Here is a 25223-nt window from a genome sequence, read left to right on the forward strand (position 1 = left end):
TCCCATGAAATTGACATCCAGCTGGACAGTATGCCGCATGGCGCTGGCCGGTATTTTGGCGCTGGCGGCTTTCGCCAGCCTGCCCGGATGCAGCGGTGCGCAGGCCGCGCCCGAGTCGACCTTTGTGCTGCTGGACGGCAGCAAAAAAACCACGGCCGACCTGAAGGGCAAAGTCACCCTCGTCAACTTCTGGGCCACCAGCTGCGTGACTTGCGTGGCCGAGATGCCCAAGGTCATTTCCACCTACAACAAATACCAGAGCCAGGGCTACGACACCCTGGCCGTGGCCATGAGCTACGACCCGCCCAGCTATGTCGTGAATTACACCGAAACGCGCAAACTGCCTTTCAAGGTGGCCATCGACAACACCGGCGCCGTCGCCAAGGCCTGGGGCGATGTGCAGCTCACGCCGACCACCTACCTGGTGAACAAGCGCGGCGAGATCGTCAAGCAGTATGTGGGCGAGCCGGATTTTGCGGCGCTGCACCAGTTGATTGAGAAGCTGCTCGCCGAGACCTGAAGCGATTGAATTTCCCAACAAAAAAAGCCGGTTCAAACGAACCGGCTTTTTTATTGCTCTTTCGAGCATGGGCCGCGGAGCTGGCTTTGCCAGGCCGCAGGCGCAGCCCCCTGCAAGGGGGAAGGCGCTACACGAAGTGAGCGTCCGACGGGGGTGTTACTGATTTCGGTACGCGTCGTGGCAGGCCTTGCAGGTGCCGGCCGTGGAGGTAAAGGCGGTCTTCAGCGTGTCGAGGTTGCCGGTTTTGGCGGCGGCGGCCAGCTTGGCGGTTTCAGCGACCAGCTTTTCATGGCCTTCCTTGAACTTGGCCTGCTCGGTCCAGATTTCGGGCTTGGCCTTGGTGTTGCCGCCCTTGTCGGTTCCGGGTGCGAAACCAGCCCACGGGAGCTTGGCCATGTCGGCCACGATATCGGCGTTCTCGGCAGCGACTTTGGCGTCGAAGGGAACACGGCCGTTGGCCATGGCGCCGACGCGGCCGAAATGCTGGGCCATGACAAACAGCGCGCTCTGGCGGTATTTGATGGCGTCTTCGGGTTTGGCGAACTGCGCGGAGGCCGGGGCGGCCATGGCCGCCAAGGTGGCGGCCGCTGCGATGCTGGCGAAAAATTTCATGGTTTTCCTCGTGAGGTTTTTTTAGGATATGGTCGGTGACGGGCCATGGCAGCGTGCTGGGCTTGCTGCCATGTGGCTGAGTTTAGCCAAGCCTGATAAGTTCCGCAGGAACTTATGCACTACGGGAAAGCACCAAGCCTGCAGCGGGCCGGCTACGGACAATGCCTTGCATAAAACAACCCACATGAACGAGGAGTGAGCGTGTACACCAATAAAAATCTTCACAAGGTGCGTGTGTGGGACCTGCCTACGCGGGTTTTCCACTGGGCGCTGGTGGCCTGCGTGATAGGCTTGGCCATCACCGGCACCGTGGGCGGCAACGCCATGGTCTGGCACTTCCGCTTCGGCTACACGGTGCTGGCCTTGTTGCTGTTTCGCATCGTCTGGGGTCTGGTGGGCGGGCGCTGGTCCCGTTTTGGTGCGTTCATTTATGCGCCGCAAAGCGTCATCAATTACCTCAAGGGCCAGGGCAAGCCCGAGCACGGTATCGGCCACAGCCCGATAGGCGCCGGGTCGGTGTTCGCCATGCTGGGTTTCCTGGTGGCCCAGGTCGGCACGGGGTTGCTCAGCGACGACGAGATCGCTTTTGCCGGCCCGCTGACGCGCTTTGTCTCCAACGCCACCGTCAGCCTGACGACCAATTACCACAAGAACATCGGCAAGTGGGTGCTGCTGGCGCTGGTGGTGCTGCACATCGCGGCCATTGTTTTTTACCTGAGCCGCAAGCACAACCTGGTGGGCGCCATGCTGCACGGTGACAAGGAGCTGGTGGTGCAGGCGCCGCCCTCGCGCGACGACACGGTGTCGCGTGTTGCCGCGGTGCTGATCCTGGCGGTGTGCGCCGGCGTGGCCTATTGGGTTTCGACGCTGGCGGCGCCGGCGTTCTGAGACTCCACGGCAGGCCGGGGCCGGGCTTGCGCCGGCCGGCGATGGCGGCAAATCACGTTAAACTGGTTGTCGACTTTTCATCGCCGACCCCGTGCAGCGTCCTTCCATCCAGTTCATCACACCCGACTCGCCCGAAGAGCTGGCCGCCACGCGGCTGATCTTTCGCGAGTATGCGCAGCAGCTGGGCGTGGACCTGTGCTTCCAGAACTTCGAGGCCGAACTGGCCGAGCTACCCGGTGAATACGATGTACCCGAAGGCGCGCTGCTGCTGGCGCTGGTGGACGGTGAAGTCGCGGGTTGCTGCGCGCTGCGCGCGCTGGACTCGGTCGACTATCCCAATGCCGGCGAGATGAAGCGCCTGTATGTGCGCAAGCCCTTTCGCCGCTTCGGCCTGGGCCGCCAGCTCGCGGAGGCCGTCCTGGACGCGGCGCGTGTGGCGGGCTACCACTCGGTGCTGCTGGACACGCTGGACGACATGGAGTCGGCGCGCGCACTGTATGCCGAGCTTGGCTTTGCCGAGATCCCGCCCTACTATCACAACCCCATCGCCGGGGCGCATTACCTCAAGGTGGATCTTTAAGTTTTTCCGGAGGCGGAAACAACAAAGCCACCGGGCTTGCGCGCGGTGGCTTTTTTCATGGCGAAGACGCCGCGCTCAGCCCTTGGCTTGCGCCAGCAGCGTGGCCGCATCGCTGACTTCAAACTTGCCGGGGCCTTCCACATTGAGGCTGGCGACCTTGCCGTCCTTGACCAGCATGGAGTAACGGTTGCTGCGCAGGCCCATGCCGCGCGCCGTCAGGTCCAGCGTCAGGCCCGCGGCTTTCGCGAAGTCCGCGCTGCCGTCGGCCAGCATGCGCACCTTGTCGCCGGTCTTCTGGTCGCGCGCCCAGGCGCCCATGACAAAGGCGTCGTTGACGCTCAGGCACCAGATCTCATCGACACCGGCGGCCTTGAACTCGGCGAATTTCTCCACATAGCCGGGCACGTGCTTGGCCGAGCAGGTGGGCGTGAATGCGCCGGGCAAGGCAAACAGGGCGATGGTCTTGCCGGCCGAGGCCTTGGCCACGTCGACCGGGTTGGGGCCTATGCTGCAGCCGTTGCCTTCGACTTCGGAAAATTCCATCAGCGTGGTGGCCGGAAGGGTGTCGCCTACTTTGATCATGGTGTGCTCCTCTGAGAATAATGAAGGGGTTGGAAATCAACCCTCGAAGTGTAGTGCGAGGCCGGCAAGCGTGCGCTCACTGTACGGAAACTGGCTCGCCTCTGAAGGTCATCTTCGGGGAAGTGGCAAACATCGGCACAAACAAAAACGGCCCACCAAGGTGAGCCGTTTTTGAGAGAGTGACTTGACGCCAGCCCCAGGTAAACCCGGGCCTTAAACGATCGCAGCCTTTTCAACCAGACGGGTCACAACCCAGTTCTTGGTCTTGGAGATCGGACGGCTTTCGGTGATCTCGATCACGTCGCCCGTGTGGTACTCGCCCTTTTCGTCATGGGCGTGGTACTTGCTGGACAGGGACACGATCTTGCCGTAGAGCTCGTGCTTCACACGGCGCTCAACCAGGACCGTCACGGTCTTGGCGCGCTTGTCGCTCACCACCTTGCCGATCAAGGTGCGCTTGAGGGATTTTTTAGCTTCCGTCATTTTTTGGCTCCTTGCTTGACGATGGTTTCGGCCAGGATGGTCTTGGCGCGAGCGATGCTGCGACGCGTGGAACGCAGCGTGGAAGTGTTGGTCAGTTGCTGCGTGGCTTTTTGCATGCGCAGGCCAAAGTGGGCTTTTTGCAGCTCTTTGACTTCAGCTTTCAGGCCGGCAACGTCTTTTTGGCGCAGTTCAGTAGATTTGGTCATTGTCATTTCCCCTTACTGGCCGATCATGCGGCTGACGAAGGTGGTGCGCAGCGGCAGCTTGGCGGATGCCAGGCGGAACGCTTCGCGGGCCAGCTCTTCAGGCACACCGACGATTTCAAAGACGATCTTGCCGGGCTGGATTTCAGCCACGTAGTACTCCGGATTACCTTTACCGTTACCCATACGCACTTCAGCGGGCTTTTGGGAAATCGGCTTGTCCGGGAAGACGCGGATCCAGATACGGCCGCCACGTTTGACGTGACGGGAAATCGCGCGGCGCGCGGCTTCAATTTGACGAGCAGTCAGGCGACCACGGTCGGTGCATTTGAGACCGAAGTCACCGAACGCAACCGAGGAACCCCGGGTTGCGACGCCGGTGTTGCGGCCTTTTTGCTCTTTGCGGTATTTTCTGCGAGCGGGTTGCAGCATTTTGATTCTCCGTTAATAGACCGATTACTCGGTCTTGGCACCGTCAGCTGCTGCAGCTGGCGCGGCTTTGCGGACGCGCTTAACGGTGGTTTTCGGGGCTTCGCTACCAGGGGTAGCTTCGGCCGGCTTGTCGCTTCCATCCGCCGGGGCGGTGTTGGTCGCGCCACGCGGTGCGCGGGCACCACGGGGAGCGGGACGGTCGCTGCCTGGACGATCACCAGGACGCGCATCACGGCGGGGGCCGCGCGGCTTGCGTTCTTCGTCAGGCACTTCCACCATCTTGGCGCCGGGCGCATCGTTGCGGCCCAGCGTGTCGCCCTTGTAGACCCAGACCTTGACGCCGATCACACCATAGGTGGTCTTGGCTTCGGAGGTGCCGTAGTCGATGTCGGCGCGCAGGGTATGAAGGGGCACGCGGCCTTCGCGGTACCACTCGCAGCGAGCGATTTCAATGCCGTTGAGGCGGCCGGACGACATGATCTTGATGCCCAGGGCACCCAGACGCATGGCGTTTTGCATGGCGCGCTTCATCGCACGGCGGAACATGATGCGTTTTTCAAGCTGCTGCGTGATGCTGTCGGCGATGAGCTTGGCATCAATTTCAGGCTTGCGAACTTCTTCGATGTTCACGGCGACCGGCACGCCCAGCTGGCGGCTCAGTTCTTTCTTGAGGTTCTCGATGTCCTCGCCTTTTTTGCCGATCACGACGCCCGGACGTGCCGAGAAGATCGTGATGCGGGCATTCTTGGCGGGGCGCTCGATCAGAACGCGCGAAACCGCTGCGTTCTTGAGCTTGGCCTTGAGGTACTCGCGAACCTTGATGTCTTCGGCCAGCATGCCAGCGAAGTCACGGTTGCTTGCGTACCAGCGGCTGGCCCAGTTGCGGCTAACTGCAAGGCGAAACCCGGTTGGGTTGATTTTTTGTCCCATATCCTGCTGCCTTTAGTTGCCAACCACCACGTACACATGGCACGTGGGTTTGCTGATGCTGTTGCCGCGGCCTTTTGCGCGCGCGGAGAAACGCTTGAGCGTGGCGCCTTGTTCGACGTAGATGGTTTTCACCTTCAGTTCGTCGATATCGGCACCATCGTTGTGTTCAGCGTTGGCGATGGCGGACTCAACAACCTTCTTGATGATTCCAGCAGCTTTTTTCTGCGTGAAATTCAGGATGTTGAGGGCTTGATCCACTTTCTTGCCGCGGATCAGGTCAGCGACCAGACGGCCTTTGTCGACCGACAGACGAACGCCCCGGAGGGTTGCACGTGTTTCCATGGTCTTTCCTTACTTTCTCACAACTTTTTTATCAGCCGGATGACCCTTGAAAGTCCGGGTGAGTGCGAACTCGCCCAGCTTGTGGCCAACCATTTGATCGGTGATGTAGACAGGCACGTGCTGCTTGCCGTTGTGCACGGCGATGGTCAGGCCGATGAACTCGGGCAGGATCATGGAGCGACGCGACCAGGTCTTGATCGGCTTTTTGTCCTTGTTGGTAACGGCCTTGTCGGCTTTTGCTACCAAATGATGGTCGACAAACGGACCTTTTTTGAGTGAACGTGTCATGGGTTAGCCTTACTTCTTGCGACGCGAAACAATCATCACTTGCGTGCGCTTGTTGTTGCGGGTGCGGTAGCCCTTGGTCAGGTTACCCCATGGGTCGACAGGATGGCGGCCTTCGCCGGTCTTGCCTTCACCACCGCCGTGCGGGTGGTCAACCGGGTTCATCACCACACCGCGAACGGTCGGGCGAATACCCATCCAGCGCTTCACACCGGCCTTGCCGAGGCGGCGCAGGCTGTGTTCTTCGTTGGCGACTTCACCGATGGTGGCGCGGCACTCGATGTGGATCTTGCGAACTTCACCGGAGCGCATACGCACCTGGGCGTAGGTACCTTCGCGGGCCAGCAGCGTTGCCGAGGTGCCGGCGGAACGGGCGATTTGCGCGCCCTTGCCGATTTGCATCTCGATGCAATGGATGGTGGAACCCACGGGAATGTTGCGGATGGGCAGCGTGTTGCCGGCGCGAATCGGCGCTTCCGAACCGCTCACCAGCGTGGCGCCGACTTCAAGGCCGCGGGGGGCGATGATGTAGGTGCGCTCGCCGTCGGCGTAGCAGAGCAGGGCAATGTGGGCGGAACGGTTGGGGTCGTACTCGATGCGTTCGACCTTGGCCGGAATGCCGTCCTTGTTGCGCTTGAAGTCCACCACACGGTAGTGGTGCTTGTGACCGCCGCCCTTGTGGCGCGTCGTGATGTGCCCGTTGTTGTTACGGCCGGCCTTCTGGAATTGCGGTTCCAGCAGCGGCGCGTAAGGCTCACCCTTGTGCAGGTGGTCCCGGGAAATCTTCACCATCCCGCGCATGCCGGGGGAGGTGGGTTTCATTTTAATGACAGCCATTACGCAGTCTCCCCGCCGAGGTTGAGCTCTTGACCGGGCTTGAGCGTCACATAGGCCTTGCGAACGTTGTCGCGGCGGCCGATGGACTTGCCAAAGCGCTTGGTCTTGCCCTTGATGTTGAGAACGGCGACCGACTGGACGTCCACCTTGAACATCAACTGCACGGCGGCCTTGATTTCAAATTTGGTGGCATCCTGCAGCACCTTGAAGGTCACCGCATTGGTCTTGTCGGCGATCATGGTGGCCTTTTCGGACACGATGGGCGCGACCAGGACCTGCATCAGGCGGCCTTCGTCGAATTTCAGTTTTGGAGAAGATGGGTTACGGGCGCTCATGCGAACATCTCCTTGAGTTGGTCCATGGCGGCCTTGGTGACCAGAACCTTCTTGTAGTGGACCAGCGACACCGGATCGGCGTAGCGGGGCTCAACCACGAGGATGTTCACCAGGTTGCGGGAAGCCAGGTACAGGTTTTCATCAACTTCATCAGCGATGACCAGCACCGAGTTGAGGTTCATGGCCTTGAACTTGTCGGCCAGGACCTTGGTCTTGGGCGAGTCCACGGTCAGGGAGTCAACCACAGCCAGGCGGCCTTCACGGGCCAGCTGCGAGAGGATGGACGCCATGCCGGCGCGGTACATCTTCTTGTTGATCTTCTGCGTGAAGTTTTCGTCAGGCATGTTCGGGAAGATACGACCGCCGCCGCGCCACAGGGGCGAAGACGTCATACCGGCACGTGCGCGACCGGTGCCCTTTTGTTTAAAAGGCTTCTTGGTCGAGTGACGAACCTGCTCACGGTCCTTCTGGGCACGGGTGCCTTGGCGGGCGTTGGCCTGGAAGGCCACGACCACCTGGTGAACCAGGCTTTCGTTGTATTCGCGACCAAACACGGTATCAGGCACGTCCACTTTGGACGAAGCCAGACCTTGGTCATTCAGGAGTTCGACCTGCATCAGTTCGCTCCTTTAGCAGCGTTGGCGGGCTTGGCCTTGATCGCGGCGCGAACCGTGACAAAACCACCTTTGGAACCAGGCACAGCGCCGCGGATCATGAGCAGCTGACGGGCTTCGTCGATGCGCACGATGTTGAGGTTTTGCGTGGTCACGGTGACGTCGCCCAGATGGCCCGTCATGCGTTTGCCGGGGAACACGCGGCCGGGATCCTGCGCCATACCGATGGAGCCGGGAACGTTGTGCGAACGGCTGTTACCGTGCGACGCGCGCTGCGAGCTCATGTTGTGGCGCTTGATGGTGCCGGCGTAGCCTTTACCGATGGAGGTGCCTTGCACGTCCACCAGCTGGCCCACGGCAAACACGTCGGCTGCGGGCACAACGGTGCCGGCGGCGTATTTGCCTGCGACGTCTGGCGTCACGCGGAATTCTTTCAGGATTTCACCAGCTTCAACGCCTGCTTTCGCAAGGTGGCCGGCGGCCGGCTTGGTCACGCGCGATGCTTTGCGTGCGCCAAATGCCACTTGAAGGGCATCGTAGCCGTCATTTGCTTCGGTTTTAACCTGGGTCACGCGGTTGTTGGATACATCCACCACGGTGACAGGAACTGTGTCCCCATCATCCGTGAACAGACGCATCATGCCAACTTTGCGGCCCAGCAACCCGAGGGAGTTGCTCAGACTCATGATGTGTTCTTTCGTAACTTTCACCGCTGCGACTTCAATTGGCCGCAGACGTTTTGATGTGAAAGACAGTTAATAAAACCGCCCAATCCATACCGGCAACAAAGCCAATATGCAATGGACAGCCCAAGAGTATAGCCCAGGCTGCCAAAAATGGCAAACCTGGGCTAAAACCTGTCGATTTGGGGCCCGGCTTGTGGCCGAAACCCCGATTTTTCGCTTACTGCAGCTTGATTTCGACGTCCACGCCGGCCGGCAGGTCGAGCTTCATCAGGGCGTCCACGGTTTTGTCCGTGGGGTCCACGATGTCCATCAGACGCTGGTGGGTGCGGATTTCCAGCTGGTCGCGGCTCGTCTTGTTGACGTGGGGCGAACGCAGGATGTCGAAACGCTTCATGCGGGTTGGCAGGGGCACGGGGCCCTTGACAATCGCGCCGGTGCGCTTGGCGGTGTCAACGATTTCAGCTGCCGACTGGTCGATCAGCTTGTAATCAAACGCCTTCAGACGGATGCGGATTTTTTGCTTGGCGGCCATGGTAATTCCTTGGTTTTTTCAGAATTACGCGATGATCTTGGCCACGACGCCGGCGCCGACGGTCTTGCCGCCTTCACGGATGGCGAAGCGCAGGCCTTCTTCCATGGCGATCGGGTTGATCAGCTTGACGGTGATCGACACGTTGTCGCCTGGCATGACCATTTCCTTGCCTTCTGGCAACTCGATCGCACCGGTCACGTCCGTCGTGCGGAAGTAGAACTGGGGACGGTAGTTGTTGAAGAAAGGCGTGTGGCGGCCGCCCTCGTCCTTGCTCAGAACGTAGATCTCGCCGGTGAAGTGCGTGTGCGGCTTGATGGAGCCGGGCTTGCACAGCACCTGGCCGCGCTCGACGTCTTCGCGCTTGGTGCCGCGCAGCAGGATACCGACGTTGTCGCCGGCCTGGCCCTGGTCCAGCAGCTTGCGGAACATTTCCACGCCGGTGCAGGTGGTCTTTTGCGTGTCCTTGATACCGACGATTTCGATTTCCTCGCCGACCTTGATCACACCGCGCTCGACACGGCCGGTCACGACGGTGCCGCGGCCGGAGATCGAGAACACGTCTTCCACGGGCATCAGGAAGGCGCCGTCAACAGCGCGCTCTGGCAGGGGGATGTAGGTGTCCAGGGCTTCGGCGAGCTTGAAGATCGCGCCTTCGCCGAGTTCGCCCTTGTCGCCTTCCATGGCCAGCTTGGCCGAGCCGTGGATGATGGGGGTCTTGTCGCCGGGGAAGTCGTACTTGTCCAGCAGTTCGCGCACTTCCATTTCAACGAGCTCGAGCAGTTCGGCGTCGTCGACCATGTCGCACTTGTTCAGGAACACGATGATGTAAGGAACACCCACCTGGCGGGCCAGCAGGATGTGCTCACGGGTCTGGGGCATGGGGCCGTCAGCGGCCGAGCACACCAGGATAGCGCCGTCCATCTGGGCGGCGCCGGTGATCATGTTCTTCACATAGTCGGCGTGGCCTGGGCAGTCCACGTGGGCGTAGTGGCGATTGGCCGTTTCGTACTCGACGTGGGCGGTGTTGATCGTGATGCCGCGCGCTTTTTCTTCCGGTGCCGCGTCAATTTGGTCGTAGCCCTTGGCTTCGCCGCCGAACTTCGATGCCAGAACCGTCGTAATCGCCGCCGTCAGCGTCGTCTTGCCATGGTCCACGTGGCCAATCGTGCCTACGTTGACGTGCGGCTTGGTCCGCTCAAATTTGCCTTTTGCCATTTTTCTCTCCAGATAAAGAACATGCCCGTGTACGGTTTAACGTCTGCACTGTGTTGCTGGTTCGCTTCGCACGGGTACAAAGCGGCACACAATCGCAGACAAGGAAAAAAGCTGCCGGCCCCACGCGGGACCGGCAGCTGAACTTTCTTACTTGGCGCGGGCAGCCATGATGGCTTCCGACACGTTGCGCGGAGCTTCAGAGTAGTGCTTGAACTCCATGGAGTACGTTGCACGGCCCTGCGACATCGAACGCAGCGTGGTCGAATAACCGAACATTTCCGACAGGGGCACTTCGGCCTTGATGGCCTTACCGCCACCGACCATGTCTTCCATGCCCTGCACCATGCCGCGGCGTGAGGACAGGTCGCCCATCACGTTGCCGGCGTAGTCTTCAGGCGTTTCGACTTCCACAGCCATCATCGGCTCCAGAATCACCGGGCCGGCTTTCTTGCAGCCTTCCTTGAAGCCGAAGATGGCGGCCATCTTGAAGGCCAGTTCGTTCGAGTCCACGTCGTGGTACGAACCGAAGTGCAGCGTGACCTTGACGTCGACCACGGGGTAGCCGGCCAGCACGCCGGACGTGACAGCTTCGTTGATGCCCTTTTCCACGGCGGGGATGAATTCACGGGGAACCACACCGCCCTTGATGGCGTCGACGAACTCGATGCCCTTGCCGGCTTCGTTGGGTTCGATCTTGAGCACAACGTGGCCGTACTGACCCTTACCGCCGGACTGGCGCACAAACTTGCCTTCGGCTTCTTCCACCGTTTTACGGATGGTTTCGCGGTAGGCCACCTGGGGTTTGCCCACGTTGGCTTCCACGCCGAATTCGCGCTTCATGCGGTCGACAATGATTTCCAGGTGCAACTCGCCCATACCGGCGATGATGGTCTGGCCGGATTCTTCGTCGGTCTTGACGCGGAAAGAAGGATCTTCCTGCGCCAGACGCTGCAGGGCGATGCCCATTTTTTCCTGGTCGGCCTTGGTCTTGGGTTCCACGGCCTGTGCAATCACGGGCTCGGGGAAGACCATGCGCTCGAGCATGACGATGGCATCGGGATCGCACAGCGTTTCGCCGGTGGTCACGTCCTTGAGGCCCACGCAGGCGGCGATGTCGCCGGCGCGGATTTCGCTGACTTCTTCACGGTTGTTGGCGTGCATCTGCACGATACGGCCGATACGCTCTTTTTTGCCCTTGACCGGGTTGTAGACGCTGTCGCCCTTTTTCAGGACGCCGGAATACACGCGCACAAAGGTCAGCTGGCCCACGAACGGGTCGGTCATCAGCTTGAAGGCCAATGCGGAGAATTTTTCTTCGTCGTCGGCCTTGCGAAACACGGGCGCTTCGTCTTCGTCGGTGCCGCTCACGGGTGGAATGTCCACGGGCGAAGGCATGAACTCGATCACGGCGTCCAGCATGCGCTGCACACCCTTGTTCTTGAAGGCGGAGCCGCAGTACATCGGCTGGATTTCGCTGGCGATGGTGCGCGTGCGGATGCCCAGCTTGATTTCGTCTTCGGTCAGGTCGCCTTCTTCGAGGTACTTGTTCATGAACTCTTCAGACGCCTCGGCAGCAGCCTCGACCATCTTCTCGCGCCATTCCTTGGCGGTCGCCACCAGCTCAGCGGGAATCTCGCTGTAGGTGAATTTCATGCCCTGGGACGCTTCGTCCCAGATGATGGCCTTCATCTTGATCAGGTCAACCACGCCGGTGAAGTTTTCTTCGGCGCCGATGGGGATCACCATGGGCACGGGGCTGGCCTTCAGGCGCAGCTTCATCTGCTCAACGACCTTGAAGAAGTTCGCGCCGGTGCGGTCCATCTTGTTGACGAACGCAAGGCGGGGAACCTTGTACTTGTTGGCCTGGCGCCAGACGGTTTCGGACTGGGGCTGAACGCCGCCCACGGCGCAGTACACCATGCAGGCGCCGTCAAGCACGCGCATGGAACGCTCCACCTCGATGGTGAAGTCCACGTGGCCCGGGGTGTCGATGATGTTGATGCGGTGCTCGGGCAGGGACGTGTCCATGCCGCGCCAGAAGCAGGTGGTGGCGGCGGAGGTAATCGTGATGCCACGCTCCTGCTCCTGCTCCATCCAGTCCATGGTCGCTGCGCCGTCGTGCACTTCACCAATCTTGTGGTTCACGCCGGTGTAAAAAAGGATCCGCTCGGTGGTGGTGGTCTTGCCGGCGTCGATGTGCGCGGAGATACCAATGTTGCGGTAGTTTTGAATGGGGGTAGCGCGGGACATAAATTACTTTCAGTTCGGGGTTACGAACAAAGACTCGTTGAAAGACTGCCCGGCACCCGGACATCCTTCATTTCTTCTACGCGTCTGCCTGCAGGGAATCATGTTGTGCACGACACCCGGCTGGCAGAAACTGGGGCTGAACCGCCGGCGATCAAGGTGGCTCACACCTTCAAATCACCCGGCAACCCCTCAATTCAGCGCAGCAAATACTGCGCTCAACAATCAGAAGCGGAAGTGGCTGAACGCCTTGTTGGCTTCTGCCATGCGGTGAACTTCGTCACGCTTTTTCATGGCACCGCCGCGGCCTTCGGTCGCCTCCATCAGCTCATTGGCCAGGCGCAGCGACATGGACTTCTCGCCGCGCTTCTTGGCGGCTTCCTTGAGCCAGCGCATGGCCAGGGCCATACGGCGGACGGGACGCACTTCAACCGGCACCTGGTAGTTGGCGCCGCCGACGCGGCGGGACTTCACTTCAACCATGGGCTTGATGTTGCCGATGGCCATGTGGAAGGCCTCGAGCGGATCTTTGCCGGGGTTCTTTTTCTCGATAAAGTCGAGCGCGCCATAAATGATGCGCTCTGCGACGGCCTTCTTGCCGCCTTGCATGATCACGTTCATGAACTTGGCGAGATCAACATCGCCAAATTTCGGATCAGGAAGAATTTCACGTTTAGGGACTTCGCGACGACGTGGCATTTTTTCACCTCTTTGCTTCAGTTGGCATTGCCCAGACATCCTGTCTTTGCAACACCGCGAGAGTTATCAAAACCCTCACTTACTCGACCGGTGCAACCATTTGCACTTGGGTCACTTCGTTTCAAACACCTGCCAAGGCGAGTGAAACACCTGTTTTTTGAAGAACTATCACAGACTTTCGTGACAGCATCCTCTGGCGCGAGCTCTCAATGAAGAGACAACCCGAGCCGATTGGCTTATTTGGCCTTTGGCTTCTTCGCACCGTACTTGGAGCGCGACTGCTTGCGGTCTTTCACGCCTTGCAAGTCGAGCGAACCACGGACGATGTGGTAACGCACACCGGGCAAGTCCTTGACACGACCGCCGCGAACCAGCACCACACTGTGTTCCTGCAGGTTGTGGCCTTCGCCGCCGATGTAGGAGATGACCTCAAAACCGTTGGTCAGGCGCACCTTGGCGACCTTACGCAGAGCGGAATTGGGCTTTTTAGGCGTCGTGGTGTACACACGGGTGCACACACCGCGGCGCTGCGGGGAATTTTCCATCGCAGGGCTCTTGGACTTGATCTTTTCGACCTCGCGCCCCTGACGGACTAACTGATTAATGGTTGGCATTGAAAACGTCCCTAAACGTCTGAAAACTGATTTACCGTGTTGATACGGGCACAAATATTTCCCGCCGTGAAAGCGGAAAAGCCTTCTAGTATAAACCGGTTGGGGGAAACGCTCAAGCAAAAGGCGGAAAGCGCCAGACCATGCCTGCGCGCGCAAGGCAAGGCCAGCTGGCCTTTTCGGGGTTTTGACGCCCCACCGGGCTCAAATTATCAGGAATGTTAGTGCACACTCCCGATTTTCGACTTGGCTTATTTGATCCAAAGCCGGATGGCATCCCAGGCACGGCCCAGAATCCCGGCTTCTTCCACCGCTTCCAGGGCCACCAGCGGCACCTCGGCCACGGGCGCCGGGTTGTCACCCAGCATGACCTTGAGCGTGCCGACCGCTTGCCCTTTGGCAAAAGGAGCGACCAGCGGGTCCGGCCGGGCCACCTGGGTTTTGACCTTGGGCGCGCTGCCGGCGGCCACGGCCACCACGATGGCCTGGGGACGGCCCAGCTTCACGGTGGACGATTTGCCCTTCCAGACGGACGGCGTGACCACGGCCTGGCCGGCGTCAAACAGCTTGACGGCTTCATAGGCGGTGTAGCCCCAGTTGAGCAGCTTTTGCGATTCATTGGCGCGGGCGCTGTCGCTGGTCGTGCCCAGCACAATGGCCAGCAGGCGCCGTCCGCCCGGCGCGCCGGCCGTGCCCAGGTTGGGGAAGTCGCGCTTGGCCGTGGCGATCATGCAATAGCCGGCGGCGTCGGTATGGCCGGTTTTGAGGCCGTCCACCGTCGGGTCGCGAAACAGCAAAGTGTTGCGGTTGGTGTCGTTGGCGGCCGGCGTGCCGGGGTAGCGGTACTTCTTGATGGCCGAGTAGCCGATGTAGTCGGGAAAATCCGTCATCAGCCGCGTGGCCAGGATGCTCAGGTCGCGCGCCGTGGTGGTGTGGCCCACCTCGGTCAGGCCTTCGGGATTCCTGTAGGACGTCGATTTCATGCCCAGCGCCTTGGCCTGCTCGTTCATGAGCTGCACAAAATGCTCGGCCGTGCCGCCCACGCCCTCAGCCAGCGCCATGGTCGCGTCGTTACCCGACTGCACCACCATGCCCTTGATGAGGTCCTCGACGGGCACCTGCATTTTCGGGTCGATGAACATGCGCGAACCCGGCATCTTCCAGGCGCGCTCGCTGACGCCGAAGGTCTGCTTCAGGTCGATCTTCTTGGACTTGAGCGCGTCGAAGACCAGGTATTCGGTCATCAGCTTGGTCAGCGAGGCCGGCTCAACCGGGGAATCAATGTCCTTGGCGGCCAGGATCTGGTTGGCGGTGACGTCCAGCAGCAAATACGAACGCGCGGCGATTTCAGGCGCTTGCGGCACCTGGGCGTGCGCCTGGGGCAGCACCGCGGAGAAAGCCAGGAGGGCGGCGGCGAAGGCGCGCAGGCCGGGGACCGGGCGGGAAGCCTTGAAGGAAAGGTGCATGGGGTATCGCTGAAAAGTAGGAATTTAAAAAACAAAAAGCCTGGCGGCGCGGGTCAGGCTGGAGGCGAAGACAGGTGGCGGACCACAAGATTTTTCAACAGGGGCAATTGTCCATGAAAGAAATGGCCGCCCCCGGGCACAACCGTAACAGGCAGTGCCTGCGGGCGCGCCCAGTCCATCACGGCCGACAACAGCACGGTATCGTCCTGTTCGCCGTGTACCACCAGGGTTTTGAGGTGTGCGGCCGGGTCAATCGGCGCGGCCGGCGCGCGGCTCACGCTGGTGCCGACCAGCACCAGCTTCTCAATCGTGCGGCCAGCGCCCAGGCGCTGGAAGGCATGCGTGGTCACAAAGGCGCCGAAGGAGAAGCCGGCCAGCGCCAACGGCTGCCCGGCGCCCGCCGGCGCGGCGTGCTCCACCACCGCCAGCAGGTCCTCGAGCTCGCCCCGGCCTTCGTCGTGGCTGCCGGCGCTGCCGCCCACGCCGCGAAAGTTAAAGCGCACCGCCGTCCAGCCACAGTGCACAAAAGCCCGCGCCAGCGTCTGCACCACCTTGTTGTCCATGGTGCCGGCAAACAGCGGATGCGGGTGCGCAATGACTGCCACGCCGCGCGAATCGCCGGCGGGGAGGTCCAGCGCGATTTCCAGCGCGCCCGCCGGGCCCCGGATGATGGATTTTTGGGTTTGGGAGTTCACGAAAACCGCTTTCTTCAATCGGAAGGCCTAGCGCCCCAGGTGCGCGGGCGTGAGCAGGCGCTCGACCACCTTGCCGTTTTTGAGGTGTGATTCGACGATCTCGTCGATGTCGCTGGCGTCCACATAGGTGTACCAGACCGCTTCCGGGTACACCACGGCCACCGGGCCGCCGGCGCAGCGGTCCAGGCAACCGGCCTTGTTGACCCGCACCTTGCCGGGCCCGGCCAGCCCGGCGGCCTTGACCTGCGACTTGCAGCGGTCAAAGCCTTCCTGGGCGCGGTGGTTGGCGCAGCAGTCTTCACCGTTGGCGCGCTGGTTCAGGCAGAAGAAGATATGGCGTTCGTAATAGGAATTGTGTTCAGGCATGTGGTGACTTTAGAGGATGTGGTGGTCGATATGTTCCGCGGGCTCAGGCGGCTTCGACGACAAAAGCCGTCGCCTTCCTCACCAACGGGAGGACCAGCAGCAAGGTCGGGAAGGCAATGACCCAGGAAACGGCCCAGGCGCCCAGCCAGATGCGCAGGACGCCGGGCGCCAGGCCCACGCCTTTGAACGTGCTGATGAGCGAGACGATGCAGGTCATGAAAAGCGACAGCAGCAAGGGCGTGACCCAGCGCGCGCTGCGTGCGGGGAGCTTGGCGAAACCGAAAGGGGTGCGCGATGAAGATTTCGAAGAGTTCATACAGGTTTCCATAAGCCGTCCAGTCAAGGCGCCTTTCCCGCGGCCAGCAGGCCCGAGGGAAAACACACGCCCGGCATGGCCGGCGGTGGTTGGCGCGTTGATTGACGTAAACGCTTACGGCAACTCTTGAGGGAGATCGCCCGGCGATGGTAGCAGATGAAGGGATGCCGCGTGCGGCTAGGCCTTGGGTTCCCGGCCCGACAGCCGCACCAGCACATACAGAAGCGCCGCGTACGGCCAAAGCCAGCCCAGCCATTGGACCACCCCGTGAAAGCGGATGAAACGACCCTGCTCCCAGGTCTGCAGCGTCTGCGCGAAATAGGGGTCCGCCGGCGCCTGGTTGAGCAGCCCCAGGTGAATGGCCAACGCCAGCAGTGCCAGCGCGGCCGCCGCGCGGCGCGGCACGGCCAGCAGCAGCATGGCCAGCACGGCCGCCAGGCCTATACCCGCCTGCACCGGTATGTCCAGCCAGGCCCAGGCATGGTCGGGGCCGTAACTCAGGGCCGCGGAGAGGGCCGATGCCACGATGCCGGCCGCGATCACCGCCGCCGAGAAGGCCGCCCGCTGCCAGAGCGTGCGGATCACGCAATAGCCGAGCAGGCAGGGAACCAGCGCGCCCAGCGCCACGCAAACCAGTTCCGCGATGGGCACCAGGGGTTGCAGTTCCACATCGCGCACCGGCAGCCACTGCAAAAAAGGCGTGTCGGCCAGCGCATCGGCCAGGGCCGCCTCCAGCCGCTCGAACACCTGCCCCAGCCCCATGGGCACGGAGGCCGGAAACAGCAGCGCCATAGGCCAGAGCACCAGCAGCACCAGCGCGCCCCGCGCGTCATGGGCAAACCAGCGCGCGCGAAAGCGGCTCCAGCGGTCCACCACGCCGGTTTTTTCGAGCGCCCAGGCGAAGCAAGCCCCCAGCCAGGCGCCCAGCGTGTTCAGCAGCAGGTCGACGTTGGAGGGAATGCGCACCGGCAGATAGCTTTGCAGCGTCTCCATGGCCAGCGACAGCAGGCCGCTGGCCAGCACCGCCACCGTCACGGCCCAGGACACGCGCCGGCTGCGCAGGGCCGACAGCGCTAGCAAAAAGCCCAGCGGCGCGTACCCGAGCAGGTTGGCGCCCACGTCAAACCCGGTCCAGTACTGCGGCAGCGGCGCCGTCAGGAAGCGAAAGGGCGAGATGCCCTGGTCGCGCCAGTCCGTGAAGGGATAGAGGCTGGCGTAAACAATCAGGCAGATGGCGGCCAGCGCGAGGGGCCAGGCCGTGGTCTTGTGCACACCCCTGGAATTTGGCACACCCCCGCCGTCCTCACTGCGCTTCGCTTCGTGTAGTTCCTCCCCCCCTTGCAGGGGGCGACGCCTAGCGTCCGGCAAAGCCGGTCCGCTGGCGCCTGCTGGTTTGGGGGGGGCCTTCTTTTTCACTGCGATGCCCGCTTGTGATCCTAAAAAGGCTTGACCACGACCAGGATGACCGCGGCCAGCAGCAGCAGTACCGGCACTTCATTGAACCAGCGGAACCACTTGTGGCTGCGCGTGTTGCGGTTGGCGACGAACTTCGCGAGCAGGCGGCCGCAGGCATGGTGGTAGCCGATCACCAGCACCACTACGGCAAATTTGGCGTGCATCCAGCCGTTGCCGGGGCCGCGGCCTATGCCGTAACCCAGGTAGAGCCACAGGCCAAAAGCCAGCGCCGGCACGGCCAGGATGGTGGTGAAGCGCATCAGCTTGCGCGCCATCAGCACCAGCCGCTCGCGCTCGGCCACACTTTCCGGCGGCACCATCGCCAGGTTCACAAAAATGCGCGGCAGGTAAAACAGCCCGGCAAACCAGCTGGCGATAAAAACAATGTGGAGTGATTTGACCCAGAGCATGGAGCTAGTTTAGTCCGCCGCCTGCATGGCCCGTCCCGACTTGGGAGCGCGGACTCGCGCGTTCAGAAATTCGTTTGCCGGGATGAAGCGCAAGGCGCCCGGAGCGCAGGACACCGGAATGCACCCCAGTGCATGAGGATTCCGAGCACCGCGCAACGCCGCGATTCGCCCGGCAAACGGATTTATGAATGCGCGAGGGGCAAAAAAATGCCCGGAGGCATAAGCCACCGGGCTGGTAAGCCTTTTTGCTGTCACACGCAAAGGCCCCGCTCAGGGAGGAAAAGCGGGATGCAGCCACCAAATGGTAACCACACGTATCAATTCTAACCACGGCCGTCCGGCCTTGGCAATGCTTTTCTAAGTAACCTAAGAAACAATCATGTAAAGCTGTCCCAGCCGCCCCTGTGCGCGGGCAGCCCGCCAAATACCTCATGGCATTGCGAAAGCTTTGGCACAATTTGCGCATGACTTTCCACGCCTCCAACTTTGCCCCCTTTCCGGCAGGCCGCCCCCGGCGCCTGCGCCGTGATGCCTTCACCCGCAACCTGGTACGCGAGCACACACTTACCGCAAACGACCTGATTTACCCTGTGTTTGTGGTGGACGGCAGGCAGCAGCGCCAGCCGGTGGCCTCCATGCCCGGCGTTGAAAGGCTGAGCCTGGACCTGCTGCTGCCGGTGGCCGAGGAATGCGTGAAGCTGGGTATCCCGGTCATGGCCTTGTTCCCGGTGGTCGACACCTCGCTCAAGACCTATGACGGCAAGGAAGCCACCAACCCGGACGGCCTGATCCCGCGCGTGGTGCGCGAACTCAAGAAGAATTTCCCCGGCCTGGGCGTGATGACCGACGTCGCGCTGGACCCCTTCACCACGCACGGCCAGGACGGCCTGCCGGATGAAAACGGTTACATCCTGAATGAAGAGACGGTGGCCATGCTGGTCCGGCAGGCGATGTGCCAGGCCGAAGCCGGCGTGGACATGGTCGCGCCCAGCGACATGATGGACGGCCGCATAGGCGCCATTCGCCAGGCGCTGGAAGCCCAAAAGCTGATCCACACGCGCATCATGGCCTACAGCGCCAAGTACGCGAGCGCCTTTTACGGCCCCTTCCGCGATGCGGTGGGCTCGGCCGGCAACCTCGGCAAGGCCGACAAAAAGGTCTACCAGATGGACCCGGGCAACAGCGACGAAGCGCTGCGCGAGGTGGCCATGGACATCGCCGAGGGCGCCGACATGGTGATGGTCAAGCCCGGCATGCCTTACCTGGACGTGGTGCGCCGCGTGAAGGACGAGTTCAAGGTGCCCACCTTCGCCTACCAGGTCAGCGGCGAATACGCCATGATGAAGGCCGCCGCGCAGAACGGCTGGCTGGACCACGACGCGGTCATGATGGAAAGCCTGCTGGCCTTCAAGCGCGCCGGCGCCGACGGCGTGCTGACCTATTTCGCCATCGATGCCGCGCGCAAGCTGCGCCAGGCCTGAGCGGTGCGCGTTTTCACCATCACGGCCGGCAGCCAGGGCGTCGTCGAAACCGAGGCCCTGCCGACCCAGCTGCCGGCGCAGGGTTTTGTCTGGATTGCCTGCGCGCGCCGCGAGTTCGAGGTGCTGCAGGCCCAGATCCAGGCCAGCCTGCAGCTGCTGTGCGGCACCCAGCTGGTGGACCTGCATGTCTCCGACCTGCTGAACAACCAGCTGCCCTCGCACTATGACTACACCTCGCAGTACGACATCCTGGTGTTCCGCCGCCTGGCCGCCAGCCAGACCGAAACCGACCTCAGCCAGCCCGGCGAGCCGCTGCAGGCGCGCCTCAAACGCAGCGGGCCGCCGGTGCTCAAGCGCATAGACACCAGCCCGGTCGGCTTCGCCGTGTTCGACCAGTTGCTGCTGACGGTGCACCCCGCCGATTGCGCGGTGCGCGACGCCTACGCGTCCCGGCTGCTGAACGCGACCACCGCCGAGTCGCGCTCCAGCGGCGTCAAGCTGCCCGCCAGCCCCGCCGACATGATGCTGCGCATCGTCAACCAGATCGTGGACGGCTACCTGGAGTTGCGGCGTGAGCTCACGCGCCAGCTCGACCACTGGCAGTCCGAACTGCTCAGGCCCGGCACGCGCTTTACAAACTGGAGCTCGGTGCTCGACGCGCGGCTGGCCATGCACCAGCTGGACGAAATCTGCGAGGACCAGCGCTCGGCCGTGCAGGACTGGATCGACTCCGTGGAGACCTGGCCCGAAGGCGGCACGCCCGCCCTGGTGCGCGAACGCGAGCTGCTCAAGGTGCGCTCGCGCGACGTGCTGGAGCACATAGAGCGCGTGGTCCACCATGTGCGCCGCATGGAGCAAAGCGCCGAAACCGCGGTGCAGATGCATTTTTCGGCGCAAAGCAACCGCACCAACGACATCATGCGCACGCTCACGGCGCTGACCGCCATCTTCCTGCCGCTGAACCTGATCACCGGCTTCTTCGGCATGAATTTCGAGTTCATGCCTTTTCTCCACACCAGCGCCGGCTTCTGGTGGACCGCCGGTTTTATGGTCCTGATCGTCGCCGTGGTCGGGACGGTGTTCTGGCGCAAGCAATACATCGCCCGAACTCGCGGCTAGGCGCGCCGCAATCCCCAGTCCATTCACAGGAGACACCGCCATGCCTGTTGCCTTCACCCGCCTCCTCTTCGCCGGCTCTTTCTTGCCGCGGGCGTCCTGGCTGGCCCTGTTGGCAGTCTCGGCACTGCTGGCCGGCTGCGAGAGCCTGAGCCCGGCAGAATGCGCCACCGCCGACTGGCGCCAGCTGGGCGTGCAGGACGGCAGCCGCGGCCGCACCGACCGCGCCGCCGACTACTACGAGTCTTGCGCCAAGGCCGGCATTGCCGTGAACGTCGCCGTCTACCGCGCCGGCCGCAACCAAGGCCTGCAAAGCTACTGCCAGCCAGCCAACGCCCTCAACGAAGGCCTGGCCGGCAACAGCTACGAAGGCGTCTGCCCCGCGCCCATGGACCAGAACTTCCGCAACATCCACGGCATCGCCTGGCGCGAGCAGGACGCCCGCAAGACCCTGGCGCGGCTGCAGCGCGAGCAGGACCAGATGCAGGCGGAACTGCGCGACGCCAAAACCGCCGAAGACCGCAAGCGCACGCTGCGCGAGCAGCTCGCGCGCTCGGACCGGCGCATTGAAGAAGCCCGCTACGCGGTGCGCGATGCCAGCTACCAGCTGGACCGCCTGCGCAGCGACATGCGCCAGCGCGGCCAGTACTGACGAAAGCCTTCATGCCCGCCATGCAGGCCGGCTCCCGCTCTCGCGAAGCCGCGGAAGTGCGGGTGGGTTGCGCGGGCTGGAGCCTGCCGCGCGAAACCTGGCCCGAGTTTCCCGACGCCGGCAGCCACCTTGAGCGCTACGCCGCGCGCCTGAACGCCGCCGAAATCAATTCGTCGTTCTACCGTCCGCATCAGCCCGCCACCTATACGCGGTGGGCCGAAAGCGTGACGCCGGATTTCCGTTTCAGCGTCAAGCTGCCCAAAACCATCAGCCACGAAAAGCGCCTGCGCGATTGCGAAAGCCTGCTGGACGAATTCTTGCTGCAAGTCACAAGCCTCGGCGAAAAGCTCGGCTGCCTGCTGGTGCAATTGCCGCCCAGCCTGGCTTTTGACGCAGCCTCGGCCGGCGGCTTCCTGGCCGCGCTGCGACGTCGCCACACCGGCAAGGTCGCACTCGAGCCACGCCATGCGAGCTGGTTCACGGCGCCCGCCGACGACTTGCTGAAGGAATTCAAAGTCGGCCGCGTATTGGCCGACCCGGTGCTGCTTGACGCGGGCCGCGCGCCCGGCGGCGACCCGGCCACGGTGTATGTGCGCTTGCACGGCTCACCGCGCATGTATTACTCGGCCTATGCGCCGGAAGTACTTGATGCGCTGCTTGTCCGGCTCAAAAGCGCGGCGGCGTCTGACGCCGCGGTCTGGTGTGTCTTCGACAATACTGCCAGCGGCGCCGCGGTGCCCGACGCGCTGTATCTCGCACGGGGCCTGGCGCAGCGCTAATCCACCGCCGCGCCGCCTGCGAAAGGAGGACGCATGAAAAACCGCTTCAAGGGGAATACCCCGCCCAAGGTCTGCGCGGACGACCTCACCCGTGAAAACGTGCAGTCCATGCGGCGCGTGGAGGAGATGGCGCTGGCCAACCGCAGCCGCACCGACCGCATGGCGGCTTTTATCGCCGGCTTCTGCGGCTCCATGCCTTTTGTCTGGCTGCACGCAGCCGCCTTCGCGGGCTGGATAGCCCTCAACACCTGGCCGGGGCTCGCGCATTGGGACCCGTATCCCTTCACCTTCCTCACGCTGGTGGTATCGCTCGAGGCGATTTTTCTCGCGTCCTTCATCCTGATCAGCCAGAACTACGAGCTGCGCATCAGCGACAGGCGCAACCAGCTGGACCTGCAGATCAACCTGTTGACCGAGCAGGAAAACACCAAAATGATCCAGATGCTGGAGCGCATCGCCAAAAAAGTCGGCGCCGACAGCGGGAGCGACCCGGATATCCGCATCCTCAAGGAAAACACCAACCCGGAAAAACTGGTCGCCCAGATTGAGCAGGCGCAGCAGGAGGATTCGCCTGCCGCGAAGAAAAACTAGCGTTTCAGACCCAGGGCTGGGCGAGGCCTTCGGCCTCGAAGGCCTTGATCACTGCGGGGCGTGCCAGCACGCGCTTCAAATAGGCACCCAGGTGCGCACGGTCACGCGCGGGTTTGGACGCAAAGTTGCGCGTCCAGCGGCACAGCATCAGCGTGTAGATGTCCACCGCCGAATACTTCGCGCCCAGCAACCAGGGCTGCTCATGTATTTTTTCCAGCCGCGCGAGTTCCGCGTCCAACTGGTCCAGCATCAGGCCGACCTTGGCTTCGGCGTGCGATTTCAGTTCGGCCACGCCCGCGCTGTTGCCCGCATCCATCCAGCGGTCGGTGTAGAAATAAACAATCAACGTAGACTGCACGGTATTGGTCAGCCAGACCAGCCACTTGTAGAAATGCGCACGCTCCACGGTGCCCAGTGGGGGCGCCAGCCCGGCCTCGGGGTGCCTGTCGCACAGGTGCAGGCAGATTGCGGCGGTCTCGTAAAGCACCAGCTCGCCGTCGACCAGCGTCGGGATCAGGCCGTTGGGATTGAGCTTGCGGTAGGCCTCGGAACGATGCGCACCCGTGCTGGTGTCGACCAGGATTTTTTCAAAGGGAACGCCCAGTTCCTGCAGCAGGATATGGGGCGCCATGGCGGCGGTGCTGGGAGAAAAATGAAGTTGGTACATCAAGCTATTGTGCCGTGACGCCGAAGATGCCAGCCGCATTGCCCCAGGCAACTTTGCGCGCCACGTCGGGCGGCAGATCGCCCAGCCAGGCCCGGTAGCCCTTCATGAGTTCGTCGTAATACAGCCAGCGCTGGTTGACCCAGGTGTCGGAGCCGATCATGAAGCGGCCCGGGTGCTTGAGCAGCAGCGCGCGCCATTCGGGACACAGCTTTCCGGCGTCGCAGGTCAGGCCCGGCCGGTAAGACAGCTCGCCCATGAGCTGCGGGTATTTGCCCAGCAGTGCGTCGACCCTCTCCACGGGTGCGCCGCCTATGCCGGTGTGCGCCCAGACCAGCCGGGCATCGGGCGCATGGGCCATCAGCAGGTCTATGGCCGTGTCGTCCACATGGGCCAGCACCGCGAGCTTGTTCTTCGCGGCGAACTGCATGAGCTTGCGGGCCACCGGGCCGTTGGCATTGGCGCTGTCATACAGGTGGAACTCGCCTATGCCCTTGTACGGCCCGGCCTGGTCGCCGGCCACGCCGCGCGCGAACTCGGCCTGCACCATCTCATAGATGGACTCGTCGCGAAACCAGTTGTCGTAATCGGCGCGGTTGCGGTACAGGCGGATAAAGGGAACCACGGTGACACCGGCCTTGCGCGTCTCGACCATGGCGGCCAGCGACTTGGTGCCGTCGTTGGGCCGCGAGTTGGCGACGATGGCCTTGACGCCGTTGCGCTGCATGCGCGCCAGCACGTCGGCCGGCGAGTGCGGACCCGTGCTCCCGTTCCACGCCTCCTCGTTGTAATGCAGGTGCGTGTCAAACAGCGGCCCCGCATAGTCGGCCGCAAAGCCCGGCGCTGCGCATGCCGCCAGGACGAGGGCTGCCCACGCGCAGCGCATGCTCAAGCCAGCTTGGCGGCAAAGAAGGCCAGCGAACGCTCGCGCGCCAGCTTGGCCGCCGCTTCGTTGTAGGAGCCGCGCTGGTCGCAGTTAAAGCCATGGTTGGCCGGGTAGACGTGCACCTCGACCTCGGGGTGCGCCTTGGTGAAGGCCTCTATGCCCTCCATGGGGATCCAGTGGTCCTGGTCGCCGAAGTGGGCCATGACGGGGCATTTGGGCTGGCGCGCGATTTCTTCCTCGGCCGTGATGCCGCCGCCGTAATAGGGAATCGCCGCCGACAGGCCGTCCAGCAGGCAGGCCGCCCGCCAGGTCAGCAGCCCGCCCCAGCAAAAACCGATGATGCCGACCTTGCCGCCGCTGGCCTTGGCCGCATGGTCTATCGCCGCCTGCAGGTCCTGCAGCACGCCGGCGCCGGGCAAGGCGCTGACGGCGGTTTTGAGCTCGAAGCCGGCTTTCATGTCTTCCTCGCTGTAGCCCATCTCGACGCCGGGCTTGATGCGCTCAAAGGTCGCGGGCGCCACCGCGAGGTAACCCTGGGCGGCAAAACGGTCGGTGACGGCGCGTATGTGCGAGTTGACGCCGAATATCTCCTGCACCACCACGACGCCGCCGCGCGGCTTGCCTTCGGGTTGCGCGACATAGGCCGGCACGACAAAGCCGTCGGCGGCGGTAAGTTGGATAAATTGGCCCATGGGATGCTCCTTGAAGATTGC

General features: G+C 62.5%; 34 protein-coding genes. 8 read left to right on the forward strand and 26 right to left on the reverse strand.

From position 1 onward, the window contains the following. The first annotated feature begins 4 nt into the window (after positions 1-4). Positions 5-520 (forward strand): TlpA disulfide reductase family protein, encoded by a 516-nt coding sequence (locus tag ACEN9P_RS09940; RefSeq protein WP_477713839.1) that lies wholly within the window; start codon positions 5-7, stop codon positions 518-520. Between the two features lie 156 nt (positions 521-676). Here ACEN9P_RS09940 and ACEN9P_RS09945 read toward each other — a convergent pair whose 3' ends face one another. Beyond that, complete coding sequence (locus tag ACEN9P_RS09945; RefSeq protein ID WP_477663916.1) at positions 677-1132, reverse strand: c-type cytochrome; 456 nt, start codon at positions 1130-1132, stop codon at positions 677-679. 201 nt (positions 1133-1333) lie between these two features. Between ACEN9P_RS09945 and ACEN9P_RS09950 the strand changes: the two genes are divergently transcribed. Together ACEN9P_RS09950 and ACEN9P_RS09955 are read left to right on the forward strand one after the other, a co-directional pair. Next, entirely contained in the window at positions 1334-2020 is a 687-nt protein-coding gene (locus ACEN9P_RS09950; protein WP_477663917.1) for a cytochrome b/b6 domain-containing protein, read from the forward strand. A 91-nt stretch (positions 2021-2111) separates the two neighbouring features. Beyond that, a complete protein-coding gene (locus ACEN9P_RS09955; protein ID WP_477663918.1) occupies positions 2112-2600 on the forward strand; it encodes a GNAT family N-acetyltransferase in 489 nt (162 codons plus the stop codon). Between the two features lie 75 nt (positions 2601-2675). Here the strand turns inward: ACEN9P_RS09955 and ACEN9P_RS09960 are convergent, their stop codons facing one another. The 22 genes from ACEN9P_RS09960 to ACEN9P_RS10065 form a co-directional block, all read right to left on the reverse strand. Further along, entirely contained in the window at positions 2676-3182 is a 507-nt protein-coding gene (locus tag ACEN9P_RS09960; RefSeq protein ID WP_007866529.1) for a peroxiredoxin, read from the reverse strand. A gap of 213 nt (positions 3183-3395) precedes the next feature. Then, a complete protein-coding gene (rpsQ, locus tag ACEN9P_RS09965; protein WP_007866526.1) occupies positions 3396-3665 on the reverse strand; it encodes a 30S ribosomal protein S17 in 270 nt (89 codons plus the stop codon). Next, positions 3662-3871: a 50S ribosomal protein L29 gene (rpmC, locus tag ACEN9P_RS09970; protein ID WP_007866523.1), complete on the reverse strand. Its 210-nt coding sequence runs from the start codon at positions 3869-3871 to the stop codon at positions 3662-3664. Before rpmC ends, rpsQ begins: the two co-directional genes overlap by 4 nt. A 12-nt stretch (positions 3872-3883) precedes the next feature. Further along, positions 3884-4300 carry a 50S ribosomal protein L16 gene (gene rplP, locus ACEN9P_RS09975; RefSeq protein ID WP_007866520.1) on the reverse strand — a complete coding sequence of 139 codons (417 nt, stop codon included), beginning with the start codon at positions 4298-4300 and terminating at the stop codon, positions 3884-3886. 24 nt (positions 4301-4324) lie between these two features. Further along, a complete protein-coding gene (gene rpsC, locus ACEN9P_RS09980; RefSeq protein WP_007866518.1) occupies positions 4325-5230 on the reverse strand; it encodes a 30S ribosomal protein S3 in 906 nt (301 codons plus the stop codon). Between the two features lie 12 nt (positions 5231-5242). Continuing rightward, positions 5243-5572: a 50S ribosomal protein L22 gene (gene rplV, locus ACEN9P_RS09985; protein ID WP_007866508.1), complete on the reverse strand. Its 330-nt coding sequence runs from the start codon at positions 5570-5572 to the stop codon at positions 5243-5245. A gap of 9 nt (positions 5573-5581) precedes the next feature. Then, a complete protein-coding gene (rpsS, locus tag ACEN9P_RS09990) occupies positions 5582-5860 on the reverse strand; it encodes a 30S ribosomal protein S19 (protein ID WP_007866503.1) in 279 nt (92 codons plus the stop codon). 9 nt (positions 5861-5869) lie between these two features. After that, positions 5870-6694, reverse strand: coding sequence for a 50S ribosomal protein L2 (gene rplB, locus ACEN9P_RS09995; protein ID WP_074578631.1), 825 nt, complete (start codon positions 6692-6694; stop codon positions 5870-5872). Next, positions 6694-7029 carry a 50S ribosomal protein L23 gene (gene rplW, locus ACEN9P_RS10000; RefSeq protein ID WP_007866498.1) on the reverse strand — a complete coding sequence of 112 codons (336 nt, stop codon included), beginning with the start codon at positions 7027-7029 and terminating at the stop codon, positions 6694-6696. The genes rplB and rplW overlap by 1 nt, the downstream gene beginning before the upstream one ends. After that, positions 7026-7646, reverse strand: coding sequence for a 50S ribosomal protein L4 (gene rplD, locus ACEN9P_RS10005; RefSeq protein ID WP_007866495.1), 621 nt, complete (start codon positions 7644-7646; stop codon positions 7026-7028). Before rplD ends, rplW begins: the two co-directional genes overlap by 4 nt. Then, positions 7646-8329 (reverse strand): 50S ribosomal protein L3, encoded by a 684-nt coding sequence (gene rplC / locus ACEN9P_RS10010; protein WP_007866493.1) that lies wholly within the window; start codon positions 8327-8329, stop codon positions 7646-7648. Before rplC ends, rplD begins: the two co-directional genes overlap by 1 nt. A 217-nt stretch (positions 8330-8546) precedes the next feature. Next, positions 8547-8861: a 30S ribosomal protein S10 gene (gene rpsJ, locus ACEN9P_RS10015; RefSeq protein ID WP_068836214.1), complete on the reverse strand. Its 315-nt coding sequence runs from the start codon at positions 8859-8861 to the stop codon at positions 8547-8549. A 24-nt stretch (positions 8862-8885) separates the two neighbouring features. After that, a complete protein-coding gene (gene tuf, locus ACEN9P_RS10020) occupies positions 8886-10076 on the reverse strand; it encodes an elongation factor Tu (RefSeq protein WP_036840184.1) in 1191 nt (396 codons plus the stop codon). Between the two features lie 147 nt (positions 10077-10223). Next, a complete protein-coding gene (fusA, locus tag ACEN9P_RS10025; RefSeq protein WP_413330606.1) occupies positions 10224-12326 on the reverse strand; it encodes an elongation factor G in 2103 nt (700 codons plus the stop codon). 222 nt (positions 12327-12548) lie between these two features. Beyond that, complete coding sequence (gene rpsG / locus ACEN9P_RS10030; protein WP_011481226.1) at positions 12549-13022, reverse strand: 30S ribosomal protein S7; 474 nt, start codon at positions 13020-13022, stop codon at positions 12549-12551. A 236-nt stretch (positions 13023-13258) separates the two neighbouring features. Continuing rightward, positions 13259-13636 (reverse strand): 30S ribosomal protein S12, encoded by a 378-nt coding sequence (gene rpsL / locus ACEN9P_RS10035; protein WP_007851137.1) that lies wholly within the window; start codon positions 13634-13636, stop codon positions 13259-13261. 248 nt (positions 13637-13884) lie between these two features. Continuing rightward, complete coding sequence (locus ACEN9P_RS10040) at positions 13885-15099, reverse strand: D-alanyl-D-alanine carboxypeptidase family protein (RefSeq protein WP_495621859.1); 1215 nt, start codon at positions 15097-15099, stop codon at positions 13885-13887. A gap of 53 nt (positions 15100-15152) precedes the next feature. After that, positions 15153-15794 carry an alpha/beta hydrolase gene (locus tag ACEN9P_RS10045; RefSeq protein WP_477664295.1) on the reverse strand — a complete coding sequence of 214 codons (642 nt, stop codon included), beginning with the start codon at positions 15792-15794 and terminating at the stop codon, positions 15153-15155. Positions 15795-15821: 27 nt separating this feature from the next. Further along, entirely contained in the window at positions 15822-16160 is a 339-nt protein-coding gene (locus tag ACEN9P_RS10050) for a (2Fe-2S) ferredoxin domain-containing protein (RefSeq protein ID WP_074578239.1), read from the reverse strand. A gap of 43 nt (positions 16161-16203) precedes the next feature. After that, positions 16204-16476 carry a DUF2798 domain-containing protein gene (locus ACEN9P_RS10055; protein ID WP_083336882.1) on the reverse strand — a complete coding sequence of 91 codons (273 nt, stop codon included), beginning with the start codon at positions 16474-16476 and terminating at the stop codon, positions 16204-16206. A 177-nt stretch (positions 16477-16653) separates the two neighbouring features. After that, entirely contained in the window at positions 16654-17766 is a 1113-nt protein-coding gene (locus ACEN9P_RS10060) for a VanZ family protein (protein WP_477664294.1), read from the reverse strand. A 146-nt stretch (positions 17767-17912) separates the two neighbouring features. Beyond that, positions 17913-18341: a CopD family protein gene (locus ACEN9P_RS10065; protein WP_477664293.1), complete on the reverse strand. Its 429-nt coding sequence runs from the start codon at positions 18339-18341 to the stop codon at positions 17913-17915. 464 nt (positions 18342-18805) lie between these two features. Between ACEN9P_RS10065 and hemB the strand changes: the two genes are divergently transcribed. The 5 genes from hemB to ACEN9P_RS10090 are packed head-to-tail and all read left to right on the forward strand — an operon-like array spanning position 18806 to position 22960. Next, the gene (hemB, locus tag ACEN9P_RS10070; protein ID WP_477664292.1) at positions 18806-19822 is read left to right on the forward strand and encodes a porphobilinogen synthase; all 1017 of its coding nucleotides are present in this window, start codon (positions 18806-18808) and stop codon (positions 19820-19822) included. Between the two features lie 3 nt (positions 19823-19825). Continuing rightward, on the forward strand, positions 19826-20941 hold the full coding sequence (locus ACEN9P_RS10075; protein ID WP_495621860.1) for a magnesium transporter CorA family protein: 1116 nt from the start codon (positions 19826-19828) through the stop codon (positions 20939-20941). Positions 20942-20981: 40 nt separating this feature from the next. Continuing rightward, on the forward strand, positions 20982-21590 hold the full coding sequence (locus ACEN9P_RS10080; RefSeq protein WP_495621861.1) for a DUF2799 domain-containing protein: 609 nt from the start codon (positions 20982-20984) through the stop codon (positions 21588-21590). Positions 21591-21601: 11 nt separating this feature from the next. Beyond that, positions 21602-22369, forward strand: a complete 768-nt coding sequence (locus tag ACEN9P_RS10085; protein WP_495621862.1) for a DUF72 domain-containing protein — start codon at positions 21602-21604, stop codon at positions 22367-22369. A 33-nt stretch (positions 22370-22402) separates the two neighbouring features. Continuing rightward, a complete protein-coding gene (locus ACEN9P_RS10090; protein ID WP_495621863.1) occupies positions 22403-22960 on the forward strand; it encodes a DUF1003 domain-containing protein in 558 nt (185 codons plus the stop codon). A 4-nt stretch (positions 22961-22964) separates the two neighbouring features. Here ACEN9P_RS10090 and ACEN9P_RS10095 read toward each other — a convergent pair whose 3' ends face one another. From ACEN9P_RS10095 to ACEN9P_RS10105, 3 genes are read right to left on the reverse strand one after another with little or no spacing between them, the layout of a single operon-like run. Beyond that, positions 22965-23627, reverse strand: coding sequence for a glutathione S-transferase family protein (locus tag ACEN9P_RS10095; RefSeq protein WP_495621864.1), 663 nt, complete (start codon positions 23625-23627; stop codon positions 22965-22967). Between the two features lie 4 nt (positions 23628-23631). Then, the gene (locus ACEN9P_RS10100; RefSeq protein WP_495621865.1) at positions 23632-24510 is read right to left on the reverse strand and encodes an amidohydrolase family protein; all 879 of its coding nucleotides are present in this window, start codon (positions 24508-24510) and stop codon (positions 23632-23634) included. Positions 24511-24512: 2 nt separating this feature from the next. Beyond that, entirely contained in the window at positions 24513-25202 is a 690-nt protein-coding gene (locus ACEN9P_RS10105) for a dienelactone hydrolase family protein (protein WP_495621866.1), read from the reverse strand. Between the last annotated feature and the right edge of the window lie 21 nt (positions 25203-25223).

The sequence above is a fragment of the Polaromonas sp. Polasp52 genome (genome assembly GCF_059491565.1).